The organism is Pseudozobellia sp. WGM2, assembly GCF_017810075.1.
Taxonomy (GTDB): domain Bacteria; phylum Bacteroidota; class Bacteroidia; order Flavobacteriales; family Flavobacteriaceae; genus JADNYK01.
Window position 1 is genome coordinate 216,039 of sequence record NZ_JADNYK010000001.1, and the last position, 26,706, is coordinate 242,744.

General features: G+C 38.7%; 23 protein-coding genes and 2 pseudogenes. 3 read left to right on the top strand and 22 right to left on the bottom strand.

Translation table 11 applies throughout. The features are described 5' to 3' along the window. The first annotated feature begins 1 nt into the window (after position 1). Positions 2 to 706, top strand: coding sequence for a 4'-phosphopantetheinyl transferase superfamily protein (locus IV512_RS00815; protein ID WP_209399751.1), 705 nt, complete (start codon positions 2 to 4; stop codon positions 704 to 706). A gap of 7 nt (positions 707 to 713) precedes the next feature. On the opposite strand, the gene IV512_RS00820 is transcribed toward IV512_RS00815, so the two are convergent. From IV512_RS00820 to IV512_RS00865, 10 genes and pseudogenes are all read right to left on the bottom strand, one after another. Then, on the bottom strand, positions 714 to 2,018 hold the full coding sequence (locus IV512_RS00820) for a DUF3570 domain-containing protein (protein ID WP_209399753.1): 1,305 nt from the start codon (positions 2,016 to 2,018) through the stop codon (positions 714 to 716). Between the two features lie 27 nt (positions 2,019 to 2,045). Next, a complete protein-coding gene (locus IV512_RS00825) occupies positions 2,046 to 2,258 on the bottom strand; it encodes a DUF4266 domain-containing protein (protein ID WP_209399755.1) in 213 nt (70 codons plus the stop codon). Then, complete coding sequence (locus IV512_RS00830) at positions 2,255 to 3,151, bottom strand: FAD:protein FMN transferase (protein ID WP_209399757.1); 897 nt, start codon at positions 3,149 to 3,151, stop codon at positions 2,255 to 2,257. Before IV512_RS00830 ends, IV512_RS00825 begins: the two co-directional genes overlap by 4 nt. A gap of 289 nt (positions 3,152 to 3,440) precedes the next feature. After that, positions 3,441 to 3,779 carry a hypothetical protein gene (locus IV512_RS00835; protein ID WP_209399759.1) on the bottom strand — a complete coding sequence of 113 codons (339 nt, stop codon included), beginning with the start codon at positions 3,777 to 3,779 and terminating at the stop codon, positions 3,441 to 3,443. A gap of 196 nt (positions 3,780 to 3,975) precedes the next feature. Continuing rightward, the gene (locus tag IV512_RS00840) at positions 3,976 to 5,298 is read right to left on the bottom strand and encodes a sigma-54 dependent transcriptional regulator (RefSeq protein ID WP_209399761.1); all 1,323 of its coding nucleotides are present in this window, start codon (positions 5,296 to 5,298) and stop codon (positions 3,976 to 3,978) included. Positions 5,299 to 5,300: 2 nt separating this feature from the next. Further along, the gene (locus tag IV512_RS00845) at positions 5,301 to 6,389 is read right to left on the bottom strand and encodes a sensor histidine kinase (RefSeq protein WP_209399762.1); all 1,089 of its coding nucleotides are present in this window, start codon (positions 6,387 to 6,389) and stop codon (positions 5,301 to 5,303) included. Positions 6,390 to 6,789: 400 nt separating this feature from the next. Then, positions 6,790 to 7,230: a hypothetical protein gene (locus tag IV512_RS00850; protein ID WP_209399763.1), complete on the bottom strand. Its 441-nt coding sequence runs from the start codon at positions 7,228 to 7,230 to the stop codon at positions 6,790 to 6,792. Positions 7,231 to 7,524: 294 nt separating this feature from the next. After that, a complete protein-coding gene (locus tag IV512_RS00855) occupies positions 7,525 to 7,977 on the bottom strand; it encodes a PA2169 family four-helix-bundle protein (protein WP_100868944.1) in 453 nt (150 codons plus the stop codon). Positions 7,978 to 8,195: 218 nt separating this feature from the next. Then, positions 8,196 to 8,474 (bottom strand): hypothetical protein, encoded by a 279-nt coding sequence (locus IV512_RS00860; protein WP_209399764.1) that lies wholly within the window; start codon positions 8,472 to 8,474, stop codon positions 8,196 to 8,198. A 363-nt stretch (positions 8,475 to 8,837) separates the two neighbouring features. Then, positions 8,838 to 9,164, bottom strand: a pseudogene (locus tag IV512_RS00865) (5-deoxy-glucuronate isomerase); the annotation flags it as partial. A gap of 317 nt (positions 9,165 to 9,481) precedes the next feature. Here IV512_RS00865 and IV512_RS00870 point away from each other — a divergent pair. Continuing rightward, the gene (locus IV512_RS00870) at positions 9,482 to 11,596 is read left to right on the top strand and encodes a TIR domain-containing protein (protein ID WP_209399765.1); all 2,115 of its coding nucleotides are present in this window, start codon (positions 9,482 to 9,484) and stop codon (positions 11,594 to 11,596) included. 170 nt (positions 11,597 to 11,766) lie between these two features. On the opposite strand, the gene IV512_RS00875 is transcribed toward IV512_RS00870, so the two are convergent. From IV512_RS00875 to pcaH, 9 genes and pseudogenes are all read right to left on the bottom strand, one after another. Then, positions 11,767 to 14,061 carry a glycoside hydrolase family 3 N-terminal domain-containing protein gene (locus IV512_RS00875; RefSeq protein ID WP_209399766.1) on the bottom strand — a complete coding sequence of 765 codons (2,295 nt, stop codon included), beginning with the start codon at positions 14,059 to 14,061 and terminating at the stop codon, positions 11,767 to 11,769. Between the two features lie 68 nt (positions 14,062 to 14,129). Beyond that, positions 14,130 to 15,344: a 3-oxoadipyl-CoA thiolase gene (gene pcaF / locus IV512_RS00880; protein WP_209399767.1), complete on the bottom strand. Its 1,215-nt coding sequence runs from the start codon at positions 15,342 to 15,344 to the stop codon at positions 14,130 to 14,132. Positions 15,345 to 15,433: 89 nt separating this feature from the next. After that, positions 15,434 to 16,783 carry a 3-oxoacid CoA-transferase gene (locus tag IV512_RS00885; protein WP_209399769.1) on the bottom strand — a complete coding sequence of 450 codons (1,350 nt, stop codon included), beginning with the start codon at positions 16,781 to 16,783 and terminating at the stop codon, positions 15,434 to 15,436. Between the two features lie 6 nt (positions 16,784 to 16,789). After that, entirely contained in the window at positions 16,790 to 17,983 is a 1,194-nt protein-coding gene (locus tag IV512_RS00890; protein WP_209399770.1) for a 4-hydroxybenzoate 3-monooxygenase, read from the bottom strand. Positions 17,984 to 17,987: 4 nt separating this feature from the next. Further along, positions 17,988 to 18,374, bottom strand: a complete 387-nt coding sequence (gene pcaC / locus IV512_RS20005) for a 4-carboxymuconolactone decarboxylase (protein WP_371743252.1) — start codon at positions 18,372 to 18,374, stop codon at positions 17,988 to 17,990. A 3-nt stretch (positions 18,375 to 18,377) separates the two neighbouring features. Further along, positions 18,378 to 19,163: pseudogene (gene pcaD, locus IV512_RS00895) on the bottom strand (3-oxoadipate enol-lactonase); the annotation flags it as partial. Then, complete coding sequence (pcaB, locus tag IV512_RS00900) at positions 19,124 to 20,440, bottom strand: 3-carboxy-cis,cis-muconate cycloisomerase (RefSeq protein WP_209399772.1); 1,317 nt, start codon at positions 20,438 to 20,440, stop codon at positions 19,124 to 19,126. The pseudogene pcaD and the gene pcaB, both read right to left, overlap by 40 nt. A gap of 14 nt (positions 20,441 to 20,454) precedes the next feature. Further along, positions 20,455 to 20,991 carry a protocatechuate 3,4-dioxygenase subunit alpha gene (gene pcaG / locus IV512_RS00905; RefSeq protein WP_209399773.1) on the bottom strand — a complete coding sequence of 179 codons (537 nt, stop codon included), beginning with the start codon at positions 20,989 to 20,991 and terminating at the stop codon, positions 20,455 to 20,457. A 17-nt stretch (positions 20,992 to 21,008) separates the two neighbouring features. After that, a complete protein-coding gene (pcaH, locus tag IV512_RS00910; RefSeq protein ID WP_100868923.1) occupies positions 21,009 to 21,716 on the bottom strand; it encodes a protocatechuate 3,4-dioxygenase subunit beta in 708 nt (235 codons plus the stop codon). 205 nt (positions 21,717 to 21,921) lie between these two features. On the opposite strand from pcaH, the gene IV512_RS00915 reads away from it, so the two are divergent. After that, positions 21,922 to 22,791, top strand: a complete 870-nt coding sequence (locus tag IV512_RS00915) for a helix-turn-helix domain-containing protein (protein WP_209399774.1) — start codon at positions 21,922 to 21,924, stop codon at positions 22,789 to 22,791. A 328-nt stretch (positions 22,792 to 23,119) separates the two neighbouring features. On the opposite strand, the gene IV512_RS00920 is transcribed toward IV512_RS00915, so the two are convergent. The 3 genes from IV512_RS00920 to IV512_RS00930 form a co-directional block, all read right to left on the bottom strand. Beyond that, entirely contained in the window at positions 23,120 to 24,214 is a 1,095-nt protein-coding gene (locus IV512_RS00920) for an HpaII family restriction endonuclease (protein ID WP_209399775.1), read from the bottom strand. Next, on the bottom strand, positions 24,211 to 25,479 hold the full coding sequence (locus tag IV512_RS00925) for a DNA cytosine methyltransferase (protein WP_209399776.1): 1,269 nt from the start codon (positions 25,477 to 25,479) through the stop codon (positions 24,211 to 24,213). Before IV512_RS00925 ends, IV512_RS00920 begins: the two co-directional genes overlap by 4 nt. 443 nt (positions 25,480 to 25,922) lie before the next feature. After that, positions 25,923 to 26,372, bottom strand: a complete 450-nt coding sequence (locus IV512_RS00930) for a hypothetical protein (RefSeq protein WP_209399777.1) — start codon at positions 26,370 to 26,372, stop codon at positions 25,923 to 25,925. Positions 26,373 to 26,706: the final 334 nt, after the last annotated feature.

Genomic DNA, 26,706 nt, shown 5'->3' on the forward strand with positions numbered 1-26,706 from the left:
AATGAAACTTCCCGAAAACGAGGTGCATATTTGGTATTTTGATGTAGAGGAATTTGAAAAAGACTTAGATTTTTATAATAATTATCTTTCGACACAAGAACTTTTAAGATCACAGCGGTTCAAATTCGAAAAAGATAGGATACTAAATGTTCTTGCCAGAAGTTCGCTGAGAATATTATCTGGTCAGTATTTAGGCTGTGAGCCAGAAAAGATAAAAATTGCTTACGAAGAATTCGATAAGCCATATCTTATAGATTACCCAGATTTTAAGTTTAATGTCTCACATTCAGGTCAGTACGTAGCTTTAGCCTTCGTTAAGTATTATACATGTGGAGTTGACATCGAACGGATAAAGAATGATTTCGATGTGCTCGAAATTGCCGATAATTTCTTTTCGCCTTCAGAAATCGAACAGCTTCATAATGTTTCGAAAAATCAACTATTCATTGCCTTTTACCGATTATGGACGAGAAAGGAATCTTTCATAAAAGCTAAGGGTAGTGGGCTCTCGTTTCCTTTATCCTCTTTTTCTGTTTCATTGGATAAAAATGCTCACTTACTTTCTACAGACTGGGATTCAGACGAAAAAGAACAATGGTCTATGACTTCTTTTGAACCTGCCCCTGGTTATCAAGGAGCTCTTTCCGTACAGGGTACAGTGAAAAAGGTAATTAGGAGGACTTGGAAAGGTGTTCAAGACCTATAGTAAACCCTTATTCCACAATGAACTTAAGCCCTCCGGTTGCGATTATCGAACTGAACGTGGTGTCACGGTCATAGTTGTAAAATTTAAAGTCGATACTTTTTAATCCGATTTTTGACACCCGGAGTTTGGTAAAAATATCAGTGTAAGAAATTCCCAGCCCATATTGATTGGCCTTGTATCGGGAAAGGTCATAATCAGAAGTGTAAAAAATTGAAGATGAAAAATGTTGTTCATGGCCGGCGAAATAATCAGAGTCGGTTTGCCTATAGTAGCGATAAGAGGGGTAAAGTGTAAATTTATCGGATAGTTTTATGGGTATCTCAACACTGGCCGTATGGGAAGATATTCCCCAATCATCAACATAATAGCGATAATAAGAGCGTACCGAAATGGTGGAACTCAGAAAATAATTTAGGCGGCCACCTAAGGCGATTTTGAATCGACTATCTGGTAATCGTTCAACGTCATCGGCCAACTGAAAATTTTCAACGAAAGCATCTGAAATATCTTGAAAATAGACCCGCTGAAAGGGAGTGGACAATAGTCCCTGCTGTTGAATAACATCTACAGAAATAAGGCCTTGAAGATTTTTATGCAGAATTTGTGATAGTCCCAAACCAACGGAATAAGAGTTTCTGTTGCTATTATCAAGTTCGGTGAAATTAGGGGCATAGGCCGTATTTCCGGTAATTTCGCTACTTCTGAACTCACCGTTACCATTTTTGGTAAAGGGCCTCAGTTCGATGGGGTAAATAATTTTCCATTTATCTAAATAAACATTTGCGTTCAAGTTTAACTCAGTGTTTTTTTCATTAAAAAGCTTCGCATAACTTCCCCCAAAACCAAAAGAGAAATAATCGTATTCATTTGAAACCGATAGGCGGGCAGACCATATATTATTTCTATCGTCTGAATTGTGGGTATAGGTTCCTGTAAAGTTAACCCAAGTATCGGATCTTGAAGCTCCCGTGGTAGCGATAAAGGGGTTTCCGTCGGTGTTGCTATCAAAAGGGTTTACATTACTCGAAGAGGCAGACGTGTACGCCGATATTCCTGCATCAACGGTCAAAATATCGTCATCGTTCAGGGGAATTGAAACAATTACCGTAGCCGTGGCATCAGTTAATTCTTCGGTGCCCCGGCCACCTGTGACGGCGGCATTATCACCCTCTTGTGAATAGTAACTAGAAAGAAAATCGATTTCTGAACTTTCCAGTACACGTTGTTTGTAATCTTGATTTGTGTCTTGTGCATAGGTGGTCAAGACCATGAACAACAGTGTAGGCACCCATAAAACAGTAGTTTTTTTCATAATCAGGGGATATCGTTTTAGTCGTGATCAATTGCAACCGCAGCCTCCTCCGGTTTTTCCTCCGTTTGCGCCCACGGCCGCCTCTCGGTACGAATACATAGTATTAACATTTCGGTCTAGTTTTTTTTGCGTTAGCGACATATCTGGATCATTTATGTTCACTTTTTGATATTCTTTAACGGTTACGCAGCTCATCAAAGAGTAGCCTACGGCCAGAATTAATAAAAATCGATTTATCATAAATTTTCTATTTCAATGTGTTTCGATGTAGAAATTTGTCCCTTTTCGTCAATTATTATGCATTCCACTTTTGGTATTTGGTTGATTCTGTCAATTCCGACATCTTTCCCCATAACAAAGACTGCCGTTGCAAGCGCATCGGCCAATTCGCCGCTAGGGGCGAAAATGGTTACACTTGAGATTCCGAAAGAGGGGTAGCCAGTTCTAGGATCAATAATATGGCAATAACGCTTACCGTTCAAGATGAGGTACTTCTCGTAGTTCCCTGAAGTTACGACGGCATTATTGTTTAACGGTAATAGGGCGAAAGTCTTGTTTTTGTTCAACGGGTTGGTAATAGCGACTTGCCAAGGTTGGCCATTAGGCTGTACGCCCCAAGAATTCATGTCGCCAGAGGCATTTATTATACCGGCACTTACGCCCTTAGACATGAGTAAAGCCTTTGCTTTATCGGCCGCATAACCTTTGCCGATGGCACCAAAACCAATTTTCATCCCCTCCAATTTTAGAAAGATTGAACTGGTTGCTGAGTCTAGAACAATATTGTGGTATCCGACTTTTTCTACGGAGGCTTTTATTAGAGATGGATCGGGCATTTGTTGCATGCTTCCATCAAACTTCCAAATCTTGTCCATAGAAGCGTAACTGATGTCAAAAGCACCATCGGTCAAGTTTGAAATTTGGTTACATCTTTTAATAAGGCCGAAAAGCTCAGGGTCGACTTGAACAGGTGACACGCCCGCATTTTTATTTATCGAAGAGGTTTGTGATTTGTAATTCCAAGAAGAAATTAGGTTTTCAATTCTTGAAATTTCCGTTACGGCCATGTCAATATACTCATGACCGGAAACCGAATCGCTAGCTACGACCGTTATATCAAAACGGCTGCCCATAAGTTTTAATGTTCGTGAATAGGAGTTTTGACTCCAAACGGAAAGGGAGGATAATAAGAATAGTAGGAGGAAGCCTCTATACACTGAAATCTGATTTTGAAGCTGCGTTAAAAGCGGACTACAGTAAAGATATAAAGTTAAATTTTATATTCAGATTCGGTGGATGCGAGAAATAGAAATAATATGAAAGTTATCGGTTTATAATTTTGGCTAAAAGATAAAAAGCTGTTCGGTAGGCAGACATTACAAATACCTAACCGAACAGCTGAAATGAACTAACCAACTATATCTAATTCGCCACTAGCTCCCCGTTGTCCAGTGCTTTTTCGAAGTTGGCAGCCACAACGGCATGGCTTCCGAAGAAGCGATTTCCATTCTCACGCTTTAATTTGATTTGAACAGTACCATCATTTTTATCTTCAACTGATGTTACTACTACCTTCTGCCCTTTGAGATTCTTATAGTTGGCAATGCCACCTCTTTTGATAATAAAATTGGCTCTTGGAAATTCGATATGTTTGTAGGTTCTAGTTTCGGGTTGACCGATTTCAAAAACGTCACCTACTTTTACTTCCTCTTGAGCGAACATTACGCCTGAAAACAATAAGGCTATTACATACTTTGTCATAATTGTGTGTTTTAAGATTAAAGTCCTATTATTTTAATAGATACCCTATCTATACAATCAGCATGCCTATTTAAAGAAAGTAATCAAGTGTTTGTTGTAATATATTTAATATCAGTTAATTAAAATTTTATTTAGCTGTGTTTTAATAATAACACACCGGGTAATATTTACTCGGTGGGTAATTTATCATCAAAACCTATTTTAATTTACTTCGCAAAGTTTTCCTGTCAATTTCAAGAATTTCGGCAGCTTTAGTTTTGTTACCTCTGGTATATTGTAGTACACGCTCAATGTATTTTTGTTCCATTTTTTTTAGGGAGGCAAAAGCATCATCTTCAAACTCGATTTGAAATTTTAATCGATTTGGCAAGTGTTCTATATCCACCTTTCTATCGGACATAATAATTGCTCTCTGCACCACATTTTCTAATTCTCGAATATTTCCGGGCCAATTGTAACGGGTCAAGACATCTAGCGCATCAGGGGCTATTGTTAGGGGGCGGTCTTTATATTCATGCCCATATTTTTGAAGAAACTTTGAGACCAATAAATTGATGTCACTTTTACGCTCTCTCAATGGGGGAACGCTAATTTCCACAACTGTCAGCCTATAGAAGAGATCTTCTCGAAACCTTTTTTTACGTATTTCTTCGGTTAAATCGGAATTGGTGGCGGCAATTATTCTAATGTCGACTTTCTCCGCCTTACGTGACCCCACCTTTACAATTTCCTTTTCTTGAAGGGCTCTCAGTAATTTGGTTTGCACGGCCAAGGAAGCCGAACCGATTTCGTCTAAAAAAAGAGTACCTCCATCAGCGGCTTGAAAAAAACCGGTTCGATTCTCATTTGCTCCTGTAAAGGCACCTTTTAAATATCCGAAAAGTTCAGATTCTTGAAGGTTTTCAGGTATGGCTCCACAGTTGACAGCTACAAAAGGAGAACGTGCATATTTTCCCGAATAATGAATAGCTCTGGCTACCAGCTCTTTTCCGGTTCCGGTTTCACCTTCAATGAGTACGGTTGCCTTATTGTTTTTTACTCTTTCTATGAGTTCGGTGACTTTTAGAAAAGCCTCGGATGCCCCAATCATGCCATCATATCGATTATCGTCAATATTGGGACTTAATTTTTTTGAACGTCTTTTGGCCTCACCATGGGCCAATGCCTTGTCGATACTTTCTTTAAGTTCTTGTTTAGTAAAGGGTTTTGTCAAATAATCAATGGCACCCGTTTTTATACCTTCTAAAGTTCCGGAAACGGATGGATAACCGGTAACTACAAGTTTAGGTATGTCAGGGTAATTTTCATTTGCGAATTGTAAAAGCTGCATGCCATTGACTTCTGGCATTTGAATATCGGTTATCAGTAGGTCGATTGGGGTATCTCTTAATATTCGTACCGCTTCTTTTACCGAAACAGCTTTGTAAGAATGAAAGTTCATCGATTGCAGATGCCTTTGCAATAATTCTAATATACTAATGTCATCATCGACCAGTAGAATGTTTTCTTTTCTCAGCATATTTATAGTTTTGGGAAATCAACCGTAAAAATGGTACCGGTCGGCTTGTTAGGTTCGTGTCGTATTTTACCTTGGTGACTGTTTATAATTCCATGTACAACGCTTAAGCCTAGTCCTGAGCCATCACCAAGAGGTTTTGTGGTAAAGAAGGGTTCAAAGACCTTATCTTCATTTTCTTTTGAAATTCCTTCACCCTCATCAGAAATAGTCAACTGAACATTTTTAGGGCTCTGTTGAATATTCAGTTCTATTTTACCGCCAATGGGGGAATAGTAAATGGCATTCATGATCAAATTGAAAAGCACTTGGGTCAGTTGTACCGTATCAGCTTTAATCGCGATAGTTTCATGGCTAAAAGATTTTTTCAACTGAATATTTTTAGTTCGAAATGAAGGCTTTAATAAATTGAGAACGTTTTCAATTAGGGGGTTTATGGCGATTTCATTCATTTCTTGCGGCATTTCACAAGCGAAGAACATGAGTTTCTTTACAATTTCTCGACTGAAAATTGCATTTTCCATAATCTTCTCAAGATCTCTTATCGCTGTTTTATCAGTAAGGGAGTCTTTCAATAGTTCGGCAAACCCCAAAATATTTGCTAAGGGAGTATTGAGTTCGTGAGCGATGCCCGCCGTAATCTCCCCGAGAATATGCAGCCGATCGGCTCGCTCCATTTGCCTTTTAATAGCGGCCTCTCGCTCTCTAATATGTTTACGTTCAAAAAGATTACCTATCACCAAACTAATATTGTCCAACAAGGCTTGCTCTTCAATCAGAAAGTCGGAAAGTGTGTATTTTTCAGCCGGGTAACTTACTTTAATAAATCCTGTTTTTTGGTCAAAAACTTGTATGTTCGAGTACAAGCATATTTTGCTGGGCCGATAGTTATCCGTTTTTATACGAAAACTTTCATATACTAAAATCACCTCAGTATCTTCATTGAACTGCCATGCTTTTTTCAGGCAGAGTACGATAGCTTCCAGCGATTCTTCGAGCTTGTCATAATCCGCATTAACTATAATTGAAGTTACCTCATAAAGACAGGTCAGTTCTTTTACCCGTTCTTTCAGGCGTGCTTCCGTAGAGGTCATATCGGGTTCTGTTTTAGGTATTACTAGAGAATTATTGCTTCATCAAAAGAACTTAAAAATACAATTTAATTATTGATACAAATCGACCTTTCGCACAGTAAGAGATGCCAAACATCTATTCTTGTTTTATGTGGAATACAATTATTGGGTTTTTGAAGTATGATTGAAAATTAGTCTGAGATGAAACGACATTTTCCTATTTTTTGCTTTTAACTTTCGGATTGGTTTCTAGGCAAATTGCTACACTGGACACGAAAAATGCTCTTTATTGGAACAGTATAAACCTCAATTCTCGTAAAGCGCTACTTGAAATATATTTTGGTCTATAAAGACGACAGATTCGATTGAACGTATTGTAGACTACATAAACTATTGGTGAGCTCGAAATGGAATTTGATTCTCAATAAAAAAGCCGGAATATGGTGAATACAGTTATGCCAAAAACTACATGGGCAAAAATTAGTTGTATATAGAAATAAGTAAGGTTGATTTTAGGCGGATTATTATGAAGATAAAATAATACAGACCAACCTATAACACCGATTATGCCAGCGAAAAAACCTAAAATAGCCCCTATAAGTAAATTTTCGCCACAAATATCAAAATGGTAGAAAGCCCACAAGCCCAATACCATGATAAGACCAATTAATAGATGTATGCTCCAACCACGTATATCATTTTTAGAAATATCTAAGTTACTACCGAGTGAATTGTCGAAAAGTGCATTCAACAAATGAGCTTCGTTAAATTTATGACCGGTCAAGACCGCTAACAGTTGACTAAATGCAGTCATTAATATTGTCCCCACAACGGACGCAAGTATAATTATTGCAAAATGCATAACTCGATTTTGTATTGAAATCAAATAACAACTATTAATTTGAACTTCTCTATAATATGGTCTAAATAATTTTCTGACATATGATTAATTAAGTATGATTCGGCTAACCTCAGAGAAACCACTTAGTCCAACTCAAAACCTTTTTGAAGATAGAATGGCATGTATGTATAATTGCAATGCCCTCAACTTCAGGTGTATTTTTGTAAATGAATATATTGAAAAGACGACCCCATTTGGGGTCGTCTTTTCAATTATTTGAGATGCTTTCACAAATATTTAGAATTCCTCGAAAAATTAATCTTTAAGATCTTCTAAAGATTTTACTTTGTTCAGGTCTGTTCTAATTTTCATCATCTGATCTCTGATAATAGTCGAAACCCTTAAAGGTAAAGCCTCATCTTTCAACACTTCATCATACTCTTCGATAGCAGCTTTATCACCTCTGATACATTCTTCTAACATTGATTCGTCACTATCGGCTGAAAAGAGGTTTTTAACATCCATCCAAGCTCTATGAATTGTGCCTTGAAAGCTACCATTGTCATTGATTTGATCATAGGTAGCTATGAGCTCATTCTTTAACGCCCCATTAAAGCTTCTTCGCTCTTCTGATTTTCGTGTAAAAAAAGCCTTTAAATTTGTACTCTTTGCATTTTCAGCAGCTTTCTTATACCCTTTCTCCGCATCTCTGTTCTTTTCAAGAATCTCTTGTAATTGATCAACTAATTTTCTGTTTTTCGTTTCCATGATATGTACTGTTTAAGTTTAAAGTATAGTTAAGGTAACTCAACAGAATCATAAGGGTTAATTCAAAGAACTATATATTTAACCTAATCGAATTGCGCTAAAAAATTATCTTATCGGTGCTGCCGAAGAATTAATAGCAAACCCTTCAGGTCTTAAATAAATATTTGATATACGATAATAGTGATAGGTGTTCGAATAGTGAAATAGCCCGGATAAAATTAAGATGCTTCTTTAAAAGAATTTTTCTTGAGGCACAACATGATTTTGATAAGGGAATGTGCGAATTGCTCTGTAAAAAGTTTATCATCTTCAAGAGAAACACATGCCTTTAACCTATCAAGATGATAGTCTATTTTTTCACAGGCTACTGTGGTATTAAGAACGTGTTCGCGACGAAAGTCCATAATTACGGAGTACGCCTCTACAGCGTTCTTACGACTATAGTAATCGTTCTGTAACTCCCTCAATTTAACTAAAACTTCCCCCTTAGTTTTCATTGTAAAAATTCGTTTCTACCAACTGATTTTAAAAAACGCTCAAATATAAGTTTTAGTTTAAAAATAAGTAAGAAAAATCTTATTTTTATAAAATTTTATGATACGGCATGAAATGGTCACGACCTACAACGTTATATCTTATAATTATATGAAGTAACGTACTGACGATTATCAGAACCAAGCTAAAAAATATCGAGTTAACCATTTAGGGAATTGACGTTTTATGGTGCATTAAACAAATCTTTTCCCAGGTGCCATAGGTACCCCCATCCCCAGATAAAGGGTAGGGGGGAATTAAAATTGGACGCCTTTTATTTCTTTGTGTCCGGATGTTTTTAAAATACTCTGTATTAAAAAAACCTATTATTTCAAATCGGTTATTTGGGCAACATCCATATCGCCGTAATCTAGGTTTTCACCGGCCATGCCCCAAATAAATGAGTAGTTCGAAGTTCCTGAACCACAGTGAATCGACCATGGCGGTGATATTACAGCTTGGTGGTTGTGCATCCAAATATGGCGGGTTTCTTGTGGCTGACCCATAAAATGACAAACCGCCTGCTCTTCTGGTACATCTAGGTAGAAATAGATTTCCATTCTACGGTCATGTACGTGCGCGGGCATGGTATTCCATACACTTCCTGTTTTTAAGGTGGTCATTCCCATTTGTAATTGGCAGGTATCTACCAATTAATACTCAGTAATCTTATTGAAATAAGCAAATAATGACGGAAGATTGACCTCAAGAAAAAGATGCACATGAAAGCATATTATTAGAAGTAAAGAAGGTAAAAAAATCCCTTGGCTAAAACCCTCATAAATTGCTTGTTTACGCTTCAATTGTATAACTTTTTTAAAATGAAAACTTTTTCATTATTAATGACACTTTTAATGATTATATTCTTTATGTTTCAGCGGAAAAAGAGAGTTTGTCAAATTAATAATCTTAAGTAGTCTTTAACCGTAATTTACCACAAGATTTTACTTACGATTACATTTTTTTTATAATGAGTTCAACGAAAAATATTCTTGCAATTTATGCCGGCCAAGATAAAGATGTGCTGCGGTATCTTCTGCCTCATTTTCAACCTCTGACAAAGGAATTCAATATAACTATTTGGAGTGAAGATGCCATTGATAGTGGGCAGCCATGGAATTCACAAAATGGATCACGATTGCACCGTGCAGATGTATTTTTGATTTTTCTGAGCAATACGTTTATGAATTCCGAATTTATCGAGCACGACGAATTTAAAGGGATTATAGACCGTTATAAAGAGGGCAGCGCCATTGTTATACCAATACTTTTAGATGAGTGCCCGTGGGACATCGAATTTACCTCTGATGACTTTAATTTTAAAGAACTACAGGTCTTCCGTAAGGATAAAGATTCCGTAGGCGATTGGAGCCCAGCGGACAAAGTTTGCATGCAAGTTGCCTATTATGTTCGGGGTTTACTTTCTTCATCGACTAAAAAGAACGTTCTCGAAGTATCAGAAAATAGGGAAGGGAAGAAGCTGATGAAGGCAAAAAAGGATGAGCAAATTGTAATTGATTTTTTTCCAGAAAGAGAAGTTGACCCTAAAGTTGACAGTGAGAGGGAGGATAAAATAGAAGCTGAGGCCAAAAAGAGAGACGAAGAAAGTAAAAGACTTGAGGAAGAGGCTGAGGCCAAAGAGTTGATCAGAAGGGAAAAAAGGCTAAGGCAGAAAGCGGAAATTCAAAAAAGAATTGAAAAAGAGGTTCAGGCTAAAAGAATGGTTCAAGAAGAATCATGGGGTAATACTGTAGCCAGTACCCAAATTGCGGTGGAGGAGAACAGACGCGCTGAAACTACCAACCCGTTAAGAGAGACCGAACAGGAGACAAGCCTGAGTGAAATAGTTACAGCAAGAAGAAAAGTTGCGAATAACAATTCTCTAGCAAGATACAACTATCAATTTGTTACCGAAGAGAGGATCGATGCCAAAAGAGTGGTTCAAGAAGAAAGGCGAGGCGATGAAGAGGTAAAAGTTTTAAAGGCATTAGAGGAGAAAAGATTGGCCGTAATAGCAAAATCGCAAAGGGAAACGGAGCGGGAAAAGCGTCAGCGTGAATTCGTCGCTCCACAGCAAATGGTCAAGAAAGCCGGTGGCCTAGCAAGATATAACTATCAGTTTAAAGGCGTTGAAGCAATTGAGCCAAAAAACGGGGAGCAAAAAGAAAGGCGTGGTACTGAAGAAACGAAAGCTAAGGTTATAAGAGAAGAGAAAAGACTGGATGAATTAGTTCTGGAACTGAAAAAAACCTTGAAGAGAAGTAGCTTGGTTTTACGAAATTATCAAGTCAAAAGCACTGAAGCAACCAAGCAATTTTTAAATGCTGTAAAATCTAAACTAGCAGGGGAGAAGAAAGGACTGGCAGTAGTTGAAGCGCTTAAAAAAGTTATTCAAAGAACTAGAGCGGAGGCACAAAATTACCAAGTTAAGATCACTTCGATGATCGTGCCATTATTTAAAGAAGCGAAAAAGAATATACGAAATAGAATAAGCACGCATAAGATAAGAGGAGTTCGTTCTGAATTTTTAATCGTAGGGCTTGTTATTTTTGGAATATTGATTTACGTATTTACAGGAGAGTCCGAAAAACAATCGATTCCACCATCGGAAATTGAGGAAGTACAGGTAAATTCCAATTCTGATTCCGATACCGATGCAGGTACGGATGACCAAATTAAAACGAATTCCTTGAGGGCAGCAGCTATTCTTAAATTAGGTGTTGGAGATGTTTACAATGACGGTATTATTTTTGCCATTGACCCATCGAATAAAACAGGAAAAATAGCTGCTATGGTCGACGTAGGTCCTATGACATGGAATAATGCCATGACTATTCACGAGCAATTAGGTGAGGGATGGCGATTGCCCACTTTAGAAGAATTACGACTTATGTACAATACTATTGGCCAGGGATCCGATAACAGGGGTAAATTTTCCAATGAATTGTATTGGAGCGCAACTCCATTCGATGATTACCAAGCTCGGCTTTTAAGATTCAGTGATGGTAATGGCTCGTATCATTTCAACAGTTCAGGTACGCATAGAAAATTTCTAGTCCGGGCCATTCGAGATTTCGAGCGATAACCAGAGCTTGAGAGCCAAAGAATAGATTCGGTAAGTATGTTAAAAATTGGTTGACGGCACTATCCCATTAACCGGTATATTGAAAATTATAGGTATGGACCAATTTCAACTCTTTGCCTTAGTCGTGTCTTTCTGATAAAGGGTATCAACAAAAACTTCCCCGTTAATGCCTATTTATAGGTTTTGACTCTTTCGTCTTCGATTTTCCCGTTCCAATTCAACCCGAAAGCGAAATCATACGTATTGCCATCCGTATCGATATAGGGTTTCATGTCTCTAGGTATATCTTCAAATTGTTCTTCAACGGTCAACATATCTATAGGCATTTGAAAGGGTAGCAAAGCAGAAGGCTCTACCGCTCCGGTAATAATTTCCATTAGTGCCTGGTCTTGAACGCCCATGTGCACAAGAATGGCAGCAGCACTACCTTCAATTTCGGAAAACACCATGGGTTTGCTCACTTTTACGGAAACGATTACCGGCTTTTCACCCATCTTGTTCTTAGTGTCGTTTACCAATTCCATATCGCTATTATTAATCGTCTTCACCGATTTTCCCTTGTAGCTTCGGTTGGTGAAATCTTCTAGCGGACTACCACCGGCCAGACTTACTTCTCTAGCGGTATCTGCAGTGTAAGGGCCATATTGTAGGTTGATCGGCACGTAACCGTTACCTCCTTTTTCCAAATCAGCCTCATCATAACCAACGCCACCATCAGGACTCGTGATACCTACAAGGGCAAAATCTGCTTCTTCTGGTGTTTCCACGACATCGAAATACTTCGCAACGACTTCCATATTAAAGGCATCTATAGTTTTTGGTTCTGTGGTAATGCCCCACCAGTTGGTTGATGGTGCAATGTAACGTTGTGGAACATACACCTTTTGTTTGATTTTCATCGGGAGACTCTGATTGCTGTTCTTTAGCATTACGATCGATTTTAATTGTGCATCGAAACCGGCTTTCATAAATTCACTTTTGCCTACAATCTCCTTTGTTTTTGCAACATCCAAATAGGGATTCTCAAAAAGACCCACCCTGAAAATATTGGTCAGCAATCGAACCGCCGATTTTTCAAAACGGGTACGCATAGCATCTTCGCCCAATTCGGCAACCCCGATTTTATAGGCTTCCAAAACCGGAGCCATATCATTGTTCCCTCCAAATTGATCCATTCCCGCATCAATGGCCTTATAATGACGTTCTGCTACGGAAAGGCCTTCTACGCCATAAGGTTTGCCTTCAAATTTGGACACAGAGGTCATATCTCTGGTAATGCCCCAATCTGTACATAATACACCCTCATAACCGTACTCACCGCGCAAAACTTCGGTAATGAGGTATTTGTTGTAACCATTGGCGACATTTTCTCCTTCACCTGTGGAAATGGTGTAATACGGCATTACGGCTGAGGCCATTTTTGTCGGTCCGTCCAACTTAAAAGCACCTTCGGTAAAGGGCTTCATATGGTCTTCTATATTTTTTCCAGGATATACGGCATATGCGCCATATCCAAAGTGGCCATCACGACCTCCTTCTTCCGGACCACCACCAGGCCAATGTTTTACCATAGCGTTCACGCTCTGCATGCCCCAATCACCCCCGTCGGTAGATTGAAAACCATCAACGTAGGCTTTGGCTAAATCAGCTGCCAAGTCGGGGTCTTCACCCATGGTACCGTCAAAACGGCTCCAGCGAGGTTCCGTAGCCAAATCTATTTGAGGAGATAAGGCGGTTGAAATACCTAACGCTCTATATTCCTTAGAGGCGATTTCGCCGAATTGTTTCATCAAGGCAGGGTCAAAAGAAGCTGCAATACCTAAAGTACCTGGCCACATAGAGATGTCACCACCGGCACCGGCATTAAATTCTGCATAGGAATCGCTACCATGTCTTGGGTCTGAACTCGTATTGACCGGAATGCCAAAATCTAGGCCTTCTGCAAAAGTTTGGGCATTATTGTTCCATTGGGCGGCAACAGCTGGGCTCTCTACGGAGGTAATCAATACATGTCTCAAATGGTCGTCAGTCAAGAATTTCTTTTGTTCGTCAGAGAGGTCACTAGCTTTGGCCTTACTTTCTGCAAAAGATTTTCCATCATAACTTGATGCGCCCCAACCACGGCTCGCACCGGGCAATGATTGGTGTGAACTATACAACATCAAACCAGCGATATCTTCAAGACTCATTTTACTAGCCAAATCTTTAGCACGTTCAACCACTGGTAAACGCCAATCTTCATAGGCGTCCAAAGTTCCATTTTTATTTAAATCTTTGAAAGCAAAGCGGTCTACGGTCAATAACTTCACACCAGATTCAGGAGTGTATCCTAGAGTGCTTCCATCTTGATTTACCACTTCGACAAATCCATCTTTTTCAATGGATGTAAATTTTTCGCCACAACCTGCCAAAATCAGAGAAAAAATTACGGGAATTATGGTCGTATTAGATATTTTATATTTCATGATATTGATTTCTTTGATTTACCTATTTTATTGTTTGTGGCTTAAATGAAGATTTTTTAAAGTCTAAACTAGTATTGATTAACATTCTCAATAATAGTAGCATAGCCCATACCAACACCCACACACATGGTAGCCAAACCATATTTTCCTCCGGAGCGAACTAATTCGTTCGTTGCCGCTTGAAGTATTCGTGTACCAGACATTCCTAAAGGATGACCAATGGCAATCGCCCCGCCGTTAGGGTTTATTCTTGGGTCGTCATCTGCTAAACCTAACTCTCGTGTACAGGCTAGCGCTTGAGCGGAAAAGGCTTCGTTGAATTCCAGTACATCCATGTCCTTTAATTCCAAGCCTGCTTTTGCCAAAACTTTTCTAGTGGCGTACACAGGACCAATACCCATTATTTTTGGTTCTACACCCACTACGGCTGAAGCTACTATTCTAGCTTTTGGCGTGAGATTGTATTTTTTCAATGCATCTTCTGAAACAACTAACATTGCTGCCGCACCGTCATTTAATCCTGATGCATTACCTGCGGTTACCGTTCCATCTTTTTTGAAAACGGTTCTTAAAGTGGCTAATTTTTCTACCGTTGTACTCGGTCTTATAAATTCATCTTGGCTCACGATAATGGGGTCTCCTTTTCGTTGCGGAATTTCAACCGGACAAATCTCTTCCCCTAAAATTCCATTTTGCTGTGCTTTTGCAGCTTTCATTTGAGAATTATATGCAAATAAATCTTGGTCTTCCCTGCTTATGCTAAACATCTCGGCTAGATTTTCTGCGGTAATTCCCATGGCATCCGTACCATACATTTCGTGTAACTTTTTATTCACAAAACGCCATCCAAAGCTAGAGTCTTCCATTTTAGAGTCGTTACCAAACGCCGTTGATGGTTTTGAAATCACCAAAGGTCCTCTAGACATATGTTCCATTCCCCCGGCAATAAATACATCGCCATCACCAGCTTTAATAGCACGATTTGCTTGCACCACGGCAGACATACCTGATGAGCATAATCTATTGATCGTTTCACCGGGAACGGTATATGGTAATCCTGCCAAGAGTAGCGCCATACGCGCCACATTTCTATTGTCTTCCCCGGCTTGATTATGGCATCCTAGTATAACATCATCAATCGCATCTTTGGGTAGATTCGGATATTTTTCGAGTAAGGCCTTGATGGGTATTGCCGCCAAATCATCTGCTCTCACTTGTGCCAAAGCACCTCTAAAACTTCCTATTGGGGTTCTTATCGCGTCAACTATATATGCTTCTTTCATTCTTAAGTCGTTGTTCGTTGTTGGATTTTATAGATTGATTCTTTCTTTTAGTTCCTTACCGTAAGCTCAGAGAACTTGAACTTGATTTTTTACTTTGATAACTGTTCTACAAATTTGGCTTCGGTTTTTTCACGGACTTCTTCCAAGGTACTACCTGGTAAAATCTCTATAAGGGTCAACTGTCCGTCAATAAATTTGAACACGGCCAATTCTGTAATTAACATATCTACACAGTTAAAATCGGTAATAGGTAACGTGCAATTTTCAACTACTTTTGAACCGCCGTCTCTATCCGTATGACGTAATGTAATTATTAATTTTTTGGCGCCCGATGCTAAATCCATCGCACCGCCTACTCCTAATAAAGGTTTTCCGGGTACGGACCAGTTGGCCAGATTTCCTTGCGCATCTACTTCCAATCCCCCCATAATGGCTACATCAATATGCCCGCCACGAATCATGGCAAAACTATCGGCACTATCAAAATAACTGCTTCCAGGCAACGCCGTAACGGGTACTTTACCTGCATTTACAGGATAATACATAGCGCCGCCACCATCTTTTGGTTCGGGACCTACACCGAGCATTCCGTTTTCGGTATGTAGAATGATTCCGTCTTCTGGTTTTATCAAATCGGCTACTAAAGTTGGGATGCCAATTCCAAGATTCACCACATCGCCTTTTTCTAATTCCGCAAACGCTCGTTTGGCCATATTCATCCGTTTTTCATCAATTACTTTTGAGGAACCTACCGATGCTGATGAACCCAAATCTTCTTCCGTTAGTTTTCGCTCCACCAAATAGTCCACAAAACAACCTGGAGTATGAATCTCATTAGGGTCAATTTCCCCATTAGGAACAATTTCTTGCACTTCAGCAATTACAATATCAGCAGCTGTTGCCATGGCTCTATTGAAATTTTGTTCCGTCATGCGGTATTGCAGATTTCCTGCCGTATCTGCTTTCCAAGCTCTTATTATGGCTACATTTCCTCGAATACCTTCTATAAAAACTTGCTCTTTTCCATTAAGCATTTTGGTTTCTCGTCCTTCAGCAATCAAGGTTCCTGCAGATGTGGGCGTATAAAATCCGCCAATACCTGCACCACCTGCCCGTATAGCTTCTGCCAAAGTTCCTTGAGGCAATAATTCATATTCCACACGACCTTCTTGTGCCGCTAAAACGGCTTCTCTATTCGAAGTGAAAAAAGAGCCGATCATTTTCTTTAATTGTCCATTGTTCAACAAGCGACCACCGCCCATATTGGGTTCGCCTACATTGTTTGCGATAAAGGTGAGGTCTTTAGTCTTGGTCTTTGCCAATTCATGAATGATATTCACGGGGTTACCCGTCATACCAAAACCACCCCCTAAAATGATGTCTCCATCTTTTACTAAACTTGCCGCTTTTTCAGCACTTATTATTGGAACTGTTTTCATTGAAAATTAATTTTTAAACGATTCAAACGGTAGCCCTACATAGTTCTCTGCTATGGTGGTTTTATATGCTCTAGATACTTTTAGATAATCAAATTTTGCTTTTTGTAAGCGATAGGTAAATGACCCATGAGCGTCTTGTTTGTGAAATAACTTGGTCATAAAATTAGAGAAGTCCTGCGCTCTCCATATTCTACGAAGGGCATCATTGGTATAAGTGTCCAATAACGTTTCAGAATTCGTTTTATAATAGGCCACAAAGGCGTCAACCATATGTTTTACATCGGCAATGGCCAAGTTCATTCCTTTACCCCCTGTTGGTGGAACTATATGTGCAGCATCGCCAGCCAATAATAATCTACCACTTCGTAAACTATCGATCATATGGCTGCGCATAGGCGTTATTCCTTTTTCAACAATAGGACCCTCTTTAAGCTCCCAACCAGGTGTAGCTAATCGCTTAGATAATTCACTCCAAATTCTATCGTCAGACCAATTATCTACCGATTCATCATTGTCTACCTGAACATATAATCTACTTACAGTCTCTGAACGTAAACTGTGTAATGCAAAACCATTCTCGTGATATGCATATATTAATTCATCTGTTGAAGGTTCTACATTTGCCAATATTCCCAACCAGCTGAACGGATAGGTAATATCATAGGACTGAAAACTTTTCTTTGGCAAGGTCTTTCTTCCAATGCCATGAAAACCGTCACAGGCCGCCACAAAATCGCATTCCAGAATTCCTTCTTCGCCGTCTTTTTCAAAATGTATTTTAGGACGCTTCGTATCAAAATCTACTATTTTTGTCGCCCTAGTTTCAAAGTGCAGTTCTCCGCCCTCTTGTAACCAAGCATCCGTAAGGTCTTTGGTAATTTCCTGTTGACCGTAAATGGTTATGGTTCTGCCGCCGGTCAATTCGCCAAAAGGGATATGAACACGTTCCTCATCAAAGCTAAGGTATACGCCATCATGAACAATGCCTTCTTTTTTCATTCTGGCATCAAGACCCAATTCCTTCAAGATATCTTTGGTGTTCTGTTCTACCAAACCGGCACGAACCCTACCTTCAACATATTCCCGTGAACGCAGTTCTATGATTGCAGCATCTATACCGTGCTTTCTTAACCAATTTGCCAAGACCATCCCAGAAGGTCCGGCACCTATAATTCCTACTTGTGTTTTAATATGTATCATCCGGTTAGTATTCTATTCCTAAATCTGTAAATACTTCTTCTGCCGAATGCATGGCATCGTTGGCCGCCGGTAAACCACAATAAATTCCCGATTGTAGAATGACTTCTTTTATTTCATCTATGGTTACACCATTGTTGAATGCCGCTTTTACATGCATTTTAAACTCCGCTTTTTTATTGAGCGGTATCAACATGGCAAGGGTTATAAGGCTTCTGTTATGTTTGGGTAAACCCGGTCGGGTCCAAATTTCTCCCCATGCATAGTGCGAAATAAATTCTTGAAAATCGGTGTTGAATTCATTCTTGTTTCCGTTGGCCCTATCTACATGGGCATCACCTAAAACCGTTCTACGCACATGCATACCCCTGTCAAAAGTATCTTCGCCGACTATAAAATTGATAAGCGTTTCTGCATAATATGCCGGTAATTCGGTGCTTGGTAAATGTCTGGCATGAAACACTTTTAGCTCAGCACCTGCTATTTCTTTTTGCATGATTTCAGCTTGGGCCACATTGGTAACGGCATCTTCATCACCTGTAATGATTAAAGTCTCTAGCTGAATTTGTTTAATATCCTCCCTAAAATCGGCATGGCCAATTGCAGCACAACAGGCGGTATATCCTTCTGGTCTGTTCGCCAAGAATATTTTTTTCATTTCCGCTACGCGGGATGGATGCGTTTGGTGATAGCTTTCGGTAAACCATTTTTCCATTGTGGCATCTACGATAGCTTGCATGCCTATTTCATTGATGGTTTTAATACGGTCGTTCCATCCTTCCACAGTACCAATCTTTGAGTTGGTATTACTTATGATAAGTTTGTGTAATCTTTCAGGGTGATTGATTCCTAACCATTGTCCGATTAACCCGCCCATAGACAATCCGCAGAAATACACTTTATCAATCTTCAATTCATCTAAAAGATCAATCACGTCCTGACCCAAAAGTTTGATTGTGTATGGCCCATCGGTATATTCACTTTGTCCATGTCCACGGGTGTCGTACTGTAATACCCTAAAATAGGGCAGTAGGTAGGGTACGAGTTCGTTCCACATACTCATATCTGCACCTAAGGAGTTGGAAAATACCAACACCGGACTATTGGGAGTGCCTTGAATCTTATAATTCGTCTTCATATTTTTTATTTTTCCAAATAGTTCTTTAGAATGGCTTCGACCCATTCTACACTATGTCCAATAGCATTTTCGGGTCGGAACAATTTGTCCAGATTATCTATTTCCGGATACAATTCCGTAATAACTTCCTTTAGATGCTTTTCGGTCGAATTCGTAATTTTACAGGCTTTTTGAACGGCTTCATGGGCCTGCATTTTTCCCATGGTCTTAGAAAGTTGTAAGGCTACTTTTTCGGCGTAAATTAATCCATTGGTCACCTCAATGTTCAAGAGCATCCGTTCCCTATCTACCTCAAGATTTTGAATTAAATCAACGGTCTTGTCCAGTGAACCGGCGGTAAGTTCCATTAATTGGGTCAAGGTTTCCCATTCGGCATGCCAACTTCCTGCAGACCTTTCGTGTTCTTGTACCATACTACTAAGTAGCGTGGAAACAAGACCTGGAGTTCGCAAGCTGTTGCTCAATATTAAGGCAGATGAAACAGGGTTTCTTTTATGGGGCATGGTACTCGAGCCTCCTTTACCCTCTGAGGCACCTTCAAAAACCTCGGCGATCTCAGTCTGCATGAGAAGGGAGATATCTTTTGCTATTTTACCCAAACTTCCGGAAAGCACGCCCGAAAAGGAGGCAAATTCATTGAATGTATCCCGTTCCGATTGCCATGGAAAGCTGGGGCTCAATCCAAGAATTTTAGCAAACTCAATTTGTACTTGGCGCGTGATATATTCATTGCCACTACCAACGGCACCGCCCAATTGAATGCATAGTAATCTCTTTTTTAGTTGCTGTAACCGATTGAGACTTCGAGTAATACTTTCTAACCAAGTGGCTGTTTTTAATCCAAAAGAGATGGGTTTGGCCTGTTGAAGCAAAGTACGGCCGATCATAATTGTGTTCTTATGTTCTTGGGTCAATTGCACCAAGTTTTGCTGTAATCGGTTCAACTTATTTTCTGACCAACCGAGATATTCCTTAATGGTCAACACGGTCGCTGTGTCGATAATATCTTGACTTGTCGCCCCTAAATGCACATATTTTGAAGCTTCAAAATCTCTATTCTTAATGGCTTTGGTCAGCTGTTTAACCAAAGGTATGGCTGTATTTCCACCAAGGCTTACATCGGCTTTTAACGCATTGATATCTATAGCATCGACCATGCAGCAATCAGCAATGACCGTGGCAGCTTTCTCGGGAATGATACCCAGTTTGGCTTGGGCCGCAGCCAAGGCTGCCTCTACCCGTAATAGATTTGAAACCGCATTTCTGTCAGAAAAAAGCGCGGTCAATTCGCCGGTATAAAATGTCTCGGAATATAATGACATGGTCTGCTTGTGTTTTAAAGATCAAAAAAGACCGTTTCTTTTGGGCCTTGCATATAGATGTCGAACACGTATTTTCCATCTCTTTTTTCAGCGATCAAGGTATTTCTTCGTTCGTGATCGATGGCATTCAAAACCTGATCCGTTTCATTCAGCTTATGTTCATCCGAAAAATAAATACGGGTATAGGAGTGCAATAATTGCCCCCGCATAAATAAGATGACATGAATAAAAGGGGCTTGCCCGTTGACCGATTTCGGTTTTATAGTTTTGAAGAAAAAACGATTTCTTTTGTCCGTACCTGTACCGTATCTGCCGAATAACCTATGTTCTCCATCATCTTGCCATAATTCGACCATGGCATCGTTGATAGCATTTTCTTCACCATCATAGACAATGCCCGTTATTTCTATGGTTTCCTGATTTTTTAGATCGAAAGCCATATCATTATCCACCCAAGAGTCAAAATCATATCCATATTGCGTAGGCACTAGTCCGTAGGCGAAAAAAGGTCCGATTGTCTGCGAAGGTGTTTGAAGTTTTTTCTTATCCATTGTGTTCAATATAAAGCCTAAATATTTTCAAAAGGTGTGGCATTGTGACCACGTAATACGATATCAAAGCGGTAGCCCAAGGCAAAATCAGGTTCGGTCAAATTGTAATCGAATTTAGAAACCAACAGCTCTCTACCTTTTAAGGGTATCGATTGAAACATAGGATCCTGGTCAAAAAGAGGATCGTGGGGAAAGTACATTTGCGTAATCAATCTGCTGGTGATGTCGCCGCCGAATAGGGAAAAATGAATATGGTTGGGCCGCCATGCATTGGGGTGATTGCCCCAAGGGTAGGCGCCTGGTTTTATGGTGTAAAATTTATAGTTGCCCTCGGCATCGGTCATGCAACGCCCGGTACCTAGAAAATTGGGGTCTAAAGGTGCGTCGTGCTGGTCTACCTTGTGTACATACCTGCCTGCGGCATTCGCTTGCCAAATTTCGAGCAAGGTATGCGGAATCGGTTGCCCTCTTTCATTGGTGACCTTGCCATGAACGACAATGCGTTCACCTATAGGCTCTCCATTTTTAATGGCATTTTTGGTAAGGTCATGATCTAAAACTCCTAGTTCGAAATCTTTGAATACCGGTCCGCTTAGTTTTATATCGGACTTTTTAGGAACTACTAAGGGCTTGGTGGGTGCTCGTAGAATGGTCGATTTATACCCTTCATACAAATAGGCCGGTTGAATTTCCCTATCGAACCCCTCCTTGTTACTTTCATTCATTGTAAAGGTCTTTACTTCTAAGTATTCCGAAAGTAGTCTTATCTAGGTAATTACAATTGGATAAATTATCATTTTACCAGTACAAAATGAACATTGTATAGTAAAATTTGGTTCTAAACACCTTCAATAATCTTATTAAAAACCTGATTATAATTAAATTACCTAATTTAGTAGCGTTATATTTTTTTGTTATAAATACACATTTATGGATGCCATTCTAAGATATCAGGGCCTTTATGGGGATCAACAATTACCCATGGTGTCCGATTTTATTCATATGGAACCATTGGAAGAACGGAGTAAAATCTATTCATGGGAAATAGAAGAGCATCTTCATACCGATTTGGTTCAGCTATTTATAATTCAAGCTGGTGAAGGTATTTTGGTTTCTGAGAGAAAAAAAACGGAAATAAAGTCTCCGTGTATTATAACCATTCCCGCCAATGTACTTCATGGCTTTCAATTTAAGCCAGAAATGTTGGGTACCGTCATTACATTTTCAACTGGTTTTCTGGATTCATTATTACGGGAAAAACCGGATATTAAAAAAGAGATCAATCGGTTATGTCGTTTCTCATTTGACCATAATTCAGAAGGCTTTAAGAGTTTACTACGATTGAAAGAGCATATACAACGAGAACTTTTTGAAGAAGCTCCGGAAAAAATATTGGCCTTGAGAGCCTGTTTCGAGCTCTTTTACCTAGAGCTGTATCGAGAGAAATTCAGGACTACTTCGCAAGAGCTCATCTCTAATAATCGGTCGCTTAAATACTTTCAGCAGTTTCAAGACTCAATTCGGCAACATGCCCAAAGTCTACTTTCTATTAAAGATTTTGCCGATGCTTTGGGCATTACCCAAACCCATCTTAACCGCGTTTGCCATACCGTAACCGGAAAATCTGCCCTTAAAGTGGTACAAGATTTTACCATGAACGAAGCCAAAAAATACCTGCTCAACACCTCATACTCTATTGCCGAAGTAGCCTACTTCTTAAATTTTAACGACCCTGCCTATTTTAGTCGCTTGTTTAAAAAACGGGTAGGCGTAGCACCTGGGGAGTTTAGGAAGGGATGATTATTGGTTGGTGGTTGGTTTTGGATGACGGTTCTGTTTATAAAACGAAGTGTATAAAAAGACACCAACTTTTCGGATTAACACAGAGCCGAATTTTTAATTTTTATGTTTAATTTTCTTTTCTAAATATAACCAAATTAAAAATTTGTCGGACTTCGCAAATAGGCAAAACCTTTTGGAAAGCCTTTATTAGCTAGGTTTTATACACATGTTATCTGCTGGATTTATTCCGCAAACTTGCTAGCGTTGGTAAGACATACGCTGCCTGCAATTATGGCTTAAGCGTTGGCTTGTGCGAATTGCAAATGTGTATGGCTTTCAGCGTTGGCTATTTTGTAAACCTAATTTGCAAATTAAGGTTAAAATATAATTCTCCGTTTTCCTCATATATTTCACCAAAGCCGTGTCGAGTAGAACTTGCTGTCTCTAGTTTCGTATTATTGAGTAAGTAATCCTCAAATTCATTTCTGTTGTAAATGTGATAACATAAAACGTCTCCATTTTCTTTTATAATTAAATATCCACCTGTAGAATCATATTTTCCTGTCCAAACTTTCGACGGCATCATTCCTAATGCAACATCTGTCAAGAATCGTTTTATTTTATACTCATAGAACTTATGTTCGTTCTCTATATCAAAGTTTAATGGATTTTTGTCTGCCGTTTTATTAACCAAATCTGTCAAATGAGAGAACTCACTCGAATAAAAATCAAAAACGATTTGTGATAAAATCTCAGGAAGTAAACTATCGATTAAAATAAGATTATTTGAGAATATTGGTTTTTGAGCTTTATGAAAATCTAAAGAGCAATTGTTTTTTATAATAGCTTTTACTCGTCCTTTCAAATCAGCTGACTCTTTTTTTCCTCTTTTTACTATTAAAGAATTTATTTTACTGATTTCTTGATGTTCTATTGTACCATTTATTTTGTAGATAAAATTTGTCGTTTTACCAGCATTTAGTAGAGTTGAAGGACTACCAAGTTGAGATTTTATGCTAAAACCTAATGTTGGTTGTTGATTCGTTCTTTGGTCGTGAACAACAATTGTAATATCAGTTTTTGCAGAAGAACTGGCTTTAAGTGAAATACAGTTTATAGAATGCATAAACTCCTCAATTTCTGGAACAGAAAAAGTTCTTTCCTTATTTTTCTTGATTACGTTTAAGAGAAAAAGGGCTTTGTCTTTAAATTCTGAAATTGGGATTTTCAAGATTTCTTCATTACCCGAAATTAAAATAATCTCATCTTGTATAGAATACTTAAAATTACCATTGTTTTCGCTACGAAGTATTTTTATGATTGGATAAACTAAACCTTCTAACTTTTCAATGTCTTTGTCTCCAAGAAATAATTGTTTGTCGCCTAGTAATTTAAAAAGAGCATAAATTTCGCTCCATTCTCCTTTATTTCCTGTAATCATTTGCGGTTAAGCTTTTCTAATATTTTTTCGGCAGTTGCTTGAATTGCAGGAACTGCAACTGAATTACCAAACTGCTTGTAAGCCTGTTGGTCTGAAACAACAATTTTAAACTCATCAGGAAAACCTTGAAGCCTAGCCCATTCTCTTGGTGTCATTTTTCTAATTCCTTCACGGTTGACCTCGCCTGATATATTGGTTACGGGTATGAAGTTTGTTAGTTTGTCATCTAGGATTAGATTTCTTTCGCGACCCATTCCGCCACAAACAACAGCATTGGCGATTCCATCGTTCGGGATTATTTCGTAACCAAAACCATTACCTTTACTTTCATGTCTTGCCCGATGTTTCCGAAGGGTGTCTACGTAAGTTGTTGATAGATAGTATTTTACAGACACCTCTTCTTCTTCTAGAATGTCTTCTAAAACTATTTTTTCATTTATAGGCTCAGGATAATGGAATTCCGAAATCCCTAAATCTTTTCTAAAACCAACAATGAAAATTCGCTCTCTGTTTTGGGGCACGCCAAATTCTTTCGCATTTATTACTTGGGGTTCAGGAACATAATAGTTCAAATCTTCTCTAAGTACATTTAAAATCGTAGCTAAAGTTTTACCTCTATCGTGACTTCGAAGACCTTTTACATTTTCTAAAAATATTGCCTTTGGTTGTTTTTTCTTGATGATTTCTGCGACATCAAAAAATAGTGTTCCGCGAGTATCTTCAAAACCACCTCTTCTACCAGCTATTGAAAAAGCTTGACACGGAAAGCCAGCGCACAGAACGTCAAATCCATCTGGAATGTAACTTTTTGTTTCAGGTTTTGTTATGTCGCCAAAAGGTACTTCTCCAAAATTTGCTTGGTAAGTTCGTTTGGAATATTTGTCCCATTCGCTTGTAAAAACACACTTTCCTCCAAGGTTTTGTAAAGCCATTCTAAATCCCCCGATTCCCGCAAAGAGGTCAATAAATTTGAATTTTTGTTTTTTAGGTTCGGGAAATGGAACTGAATTTTTAAAATCGTAAAGTAAATATTGTAATGCCTCTTCCGCTGCTTTATGTGATATTTTATCTTCTGGATATTTTTTTTCTAAAATGTCCTTAACATGTTCAATGGCACCCTTTTTATAGAACTGAGAAACACCATTTTTGTGATTATGCAAATAATGGGTAAAGGAAGCTTTCTGCTCGTTTTCTGGCTCTACTAATCTAATTTTGAATGAAGTGCCGTCAAAGTCTTCAATTGTTATCCGTTCTTTTAATTCCATTAGTGTTGCATTCAAGTTTGTACTCGCAAGATAGCAAGGAAAGACTAAATTCGTTCAGACCACTTTTGGAATTTACGAGACATTTTTCAACAATTCCCGCAAACAAGCTAGAGCGTTGGAAAATTTTAGCTCTTTTGATTTTTTTGTTGTGGCTGAAGTATTGGCAAAAAATCAAATGTGCTAGAATATGCGGCTGGCTTTTTTTTCAGCTTGCTGATAACGGTTGAATATAGTTACAAGTTACTATATTCAGGAATATGATTAATCACACCTTCACATCCTTACAAGCCATTCTAATCTCTAAAGCAGTAGAGGGAAGTATGCTTTATTATTTATTGGAAATATAAAAATTTTGATTGTAGTAGATTACGGGAAACCGTAAAGATTGGTTGTAGATTGTTAGTTGTTGATTGTTGAATTTTATGAGTGGAGTAAAGGGTTACTTATATTTTGTTTTCAAAAAATGCTATATCAGCTTGTGTTAGCTCATCTTTTGCTAAAGAGATTACAAATTGCTGTCGTTGGTTTATTACCAACACAAACCTATCTTTCGTAGCACTTATGTTCTTGATCCAATTCCAATCCTTGGTTTCTACCAAGTCTTTATTCCTATGCTTTATTGTTATCTTTTCTTCAGAAAATGTTACCTCTGCATCAAATTCCATTTGATTACCCTGAACTTTAGCGGCCATGATCATTATTGGAAATACGATCAGCAGTAAACCAAAAAAATAGATCAAAAAAGAGGTGAATACATTATACTGTTTTACAGGCACCACAACAGCAATCATTAGGGTGGCCAAAAGGTAGCGCCACACACTTTTCTTAAAGAAGAAATACATTTTTCCGCTCATGATATGCTTAAAATTGGATACTACGCTCTTCGTTACCATGTTGTACCTGTTCTTTTTTGATTTCTCAACATACTCCCCATAGTGTAGTAACCCTATGTGGGCACTTTTGGTTACCTACCGCTACTAAAAAGTAACGATACGATTTGCATATTGTTATTTTATATGAAATTTGATGGCACTTCGAATGCGCTCAGCGTGACATTTCTGCGAAGCTTAATTCTAGTCATCCGAACGGAGTGTATAGTAGAACCTTAAATACGATTAGGGCCATTATCAACAATCTCCTCTAAAACTGGGCTCAATTCTTCCGTGGTTAATACCATTTCAATACCAAACGGACGCTTAGACACATCACTTTTTCAACCCCTTTTTT

Bases quoted from the DNA above. Each gene is read 5' to 3' on its own strand.
- IV512_RS00890 (WP_209399770.1), bottom strand. From the start codon at position 17,983: ATGATACATATTAAAACACAAGTAGGAATTATAGGTGCCGGACCTTCT.
- IV512_RS00830 (WP_209399757.1), bottom strand. From the start codon at position 3,151: ATGGGCAGCCGTTTTGATATAACGGTCGTAGCTAGCGATTCGGTTTCC.
- IV512_RS00845 (WP_209399762.1), bottom strand. From the start codon at position 6,389: ATGACCTCTACGGAAGCACGCCTGAAAGAACGGGTAAAAGAACTGACC.
- IV512_RS00870 (WP_209399765.1), top strand. From the start codon at position 9,482: ATGAGTTCAACGAAAAATATTCTTGCAATTTATGCCGGCCAAGATAAA.
- pcaH (WP_100868923.1), bottom strand. From the start codon at position 21,716: ATGAATGAAAGTAACAAGGAGGGGTTCGATAGGGAAATTCAACCGGCC.
- IV512_RS00925 (WP_209399776.1), bottom strand. From the start codon at position 25,479: ATGGAATTAAAAGAACGGATAACAATTGAAGACTTTGACGGCACTTCA.
- IV512_RS00825 (WP_209399755.1), bottom strand. From the start codon at position 2,258: ATGATAAATCGATTTTTATTAATTCTGGCCGTAGGCTACTCTTTGATG.
- pcaF (WP_209399767.1), bottom strand. From the start codon at position 15,344: ATGAAAGAAGCATATATAGTTGACGCGATAAGAACCCCAATAGGAAGT.
- IV512_RS00840 (WP_209399761.1), bottom strand. From the start codon at position 5,298: ATGCTGAGAAAAGAAAACATTCTACTGGTCGATGATGACATTAGTATA.
- IV512_RS00920 (WP_209399775.1), bottom strand. From the start codon at position 24,214: ATGATTACAGGAAATAAAGGAGAATGGAGCGAAATTTATGCTCTTTTT.
- IV512_RS00835 (WP_209399759.1), bottom strand. From the start codon at position 3,779: ATGACAAAGTATGTAATAGCCTTATTGTTTTCAGGCGTAATGTTCGCT.
- IV512_RS00930 (WP_209399777.1), bottom strand. From the start codon at position 26,372: ATGGTAACGAAGAGCGTAGTATCCAATTTTAAGCATATCATGAGCGGA.
- pcaB (WP_209399772.1), bottom strand. From the start codon at position 20,440: ATGTCATTATATTCCGAGACATTTTATACCGGCGAATTGACCGCGCTT.
- pcaG (WP_209399773.1), bottom strand. From the start codon at position 20,991: ATGGATAAGAAAAAACTTCAAACACCTTCGCAGACAATCGGACCTTTT.
- IV512_RS00885 (WP_209399769.1), bottom strand. From the start codon at position 16,783: ATGAAAACAGTTCCAATAATAAGTGCTGAAAAAGCGGCAAGTTTAGTA.
- IV512_RS00815 (WP_209399751.1), top strand. From the start codon at position 2: ATGAAACTTCCCGAAAACGAGGTGCATATTTGGTATTTTGATGTAGAG.
- IV512_RS00915 (WP_209399774.1), top strand. From the start codon at position 21,922: ATGGATGCCATTCTAAGATATCAGGGCCTTTATGGGGATCAACAATTA.
- IV512_RS00855 (WP_100868944.1), bottom strand. From the start codon at position 7,977: ATGGAAACGAAAAACAGAAAATTAGTTGATCAATTACAAGAGATTCTT.
- IV512_RS00850 (WP_209399763.1), bottom strand. From the start codon at position 7,230: ATGCATTTTGCAATAATTATACTTGCGTCCGTTGTGGGGACAATATTA.
- IV512_RS00860 (WP_209399764.1), bottom strand. From the start codon at position 8,474: ATGAAAACTAAGGGGGAAGTTTTAGTTAAATTGAGGGAGTTACAGAAC.
- IV512_RS00820 (WP_209399753.1), bottom strand. From the start codon at position 2,018: ATGAAAAAAACTACTGTTTTATGGGTGCCTACACTGTTGTTCATGGTC.
- IV512_RS00875 (WP_209399766.1), bottom strand. From the start codon at position 14,061: ATGAAATATAAAATATCTAATACGACCATAATTCCCGTAATTTTTTCT.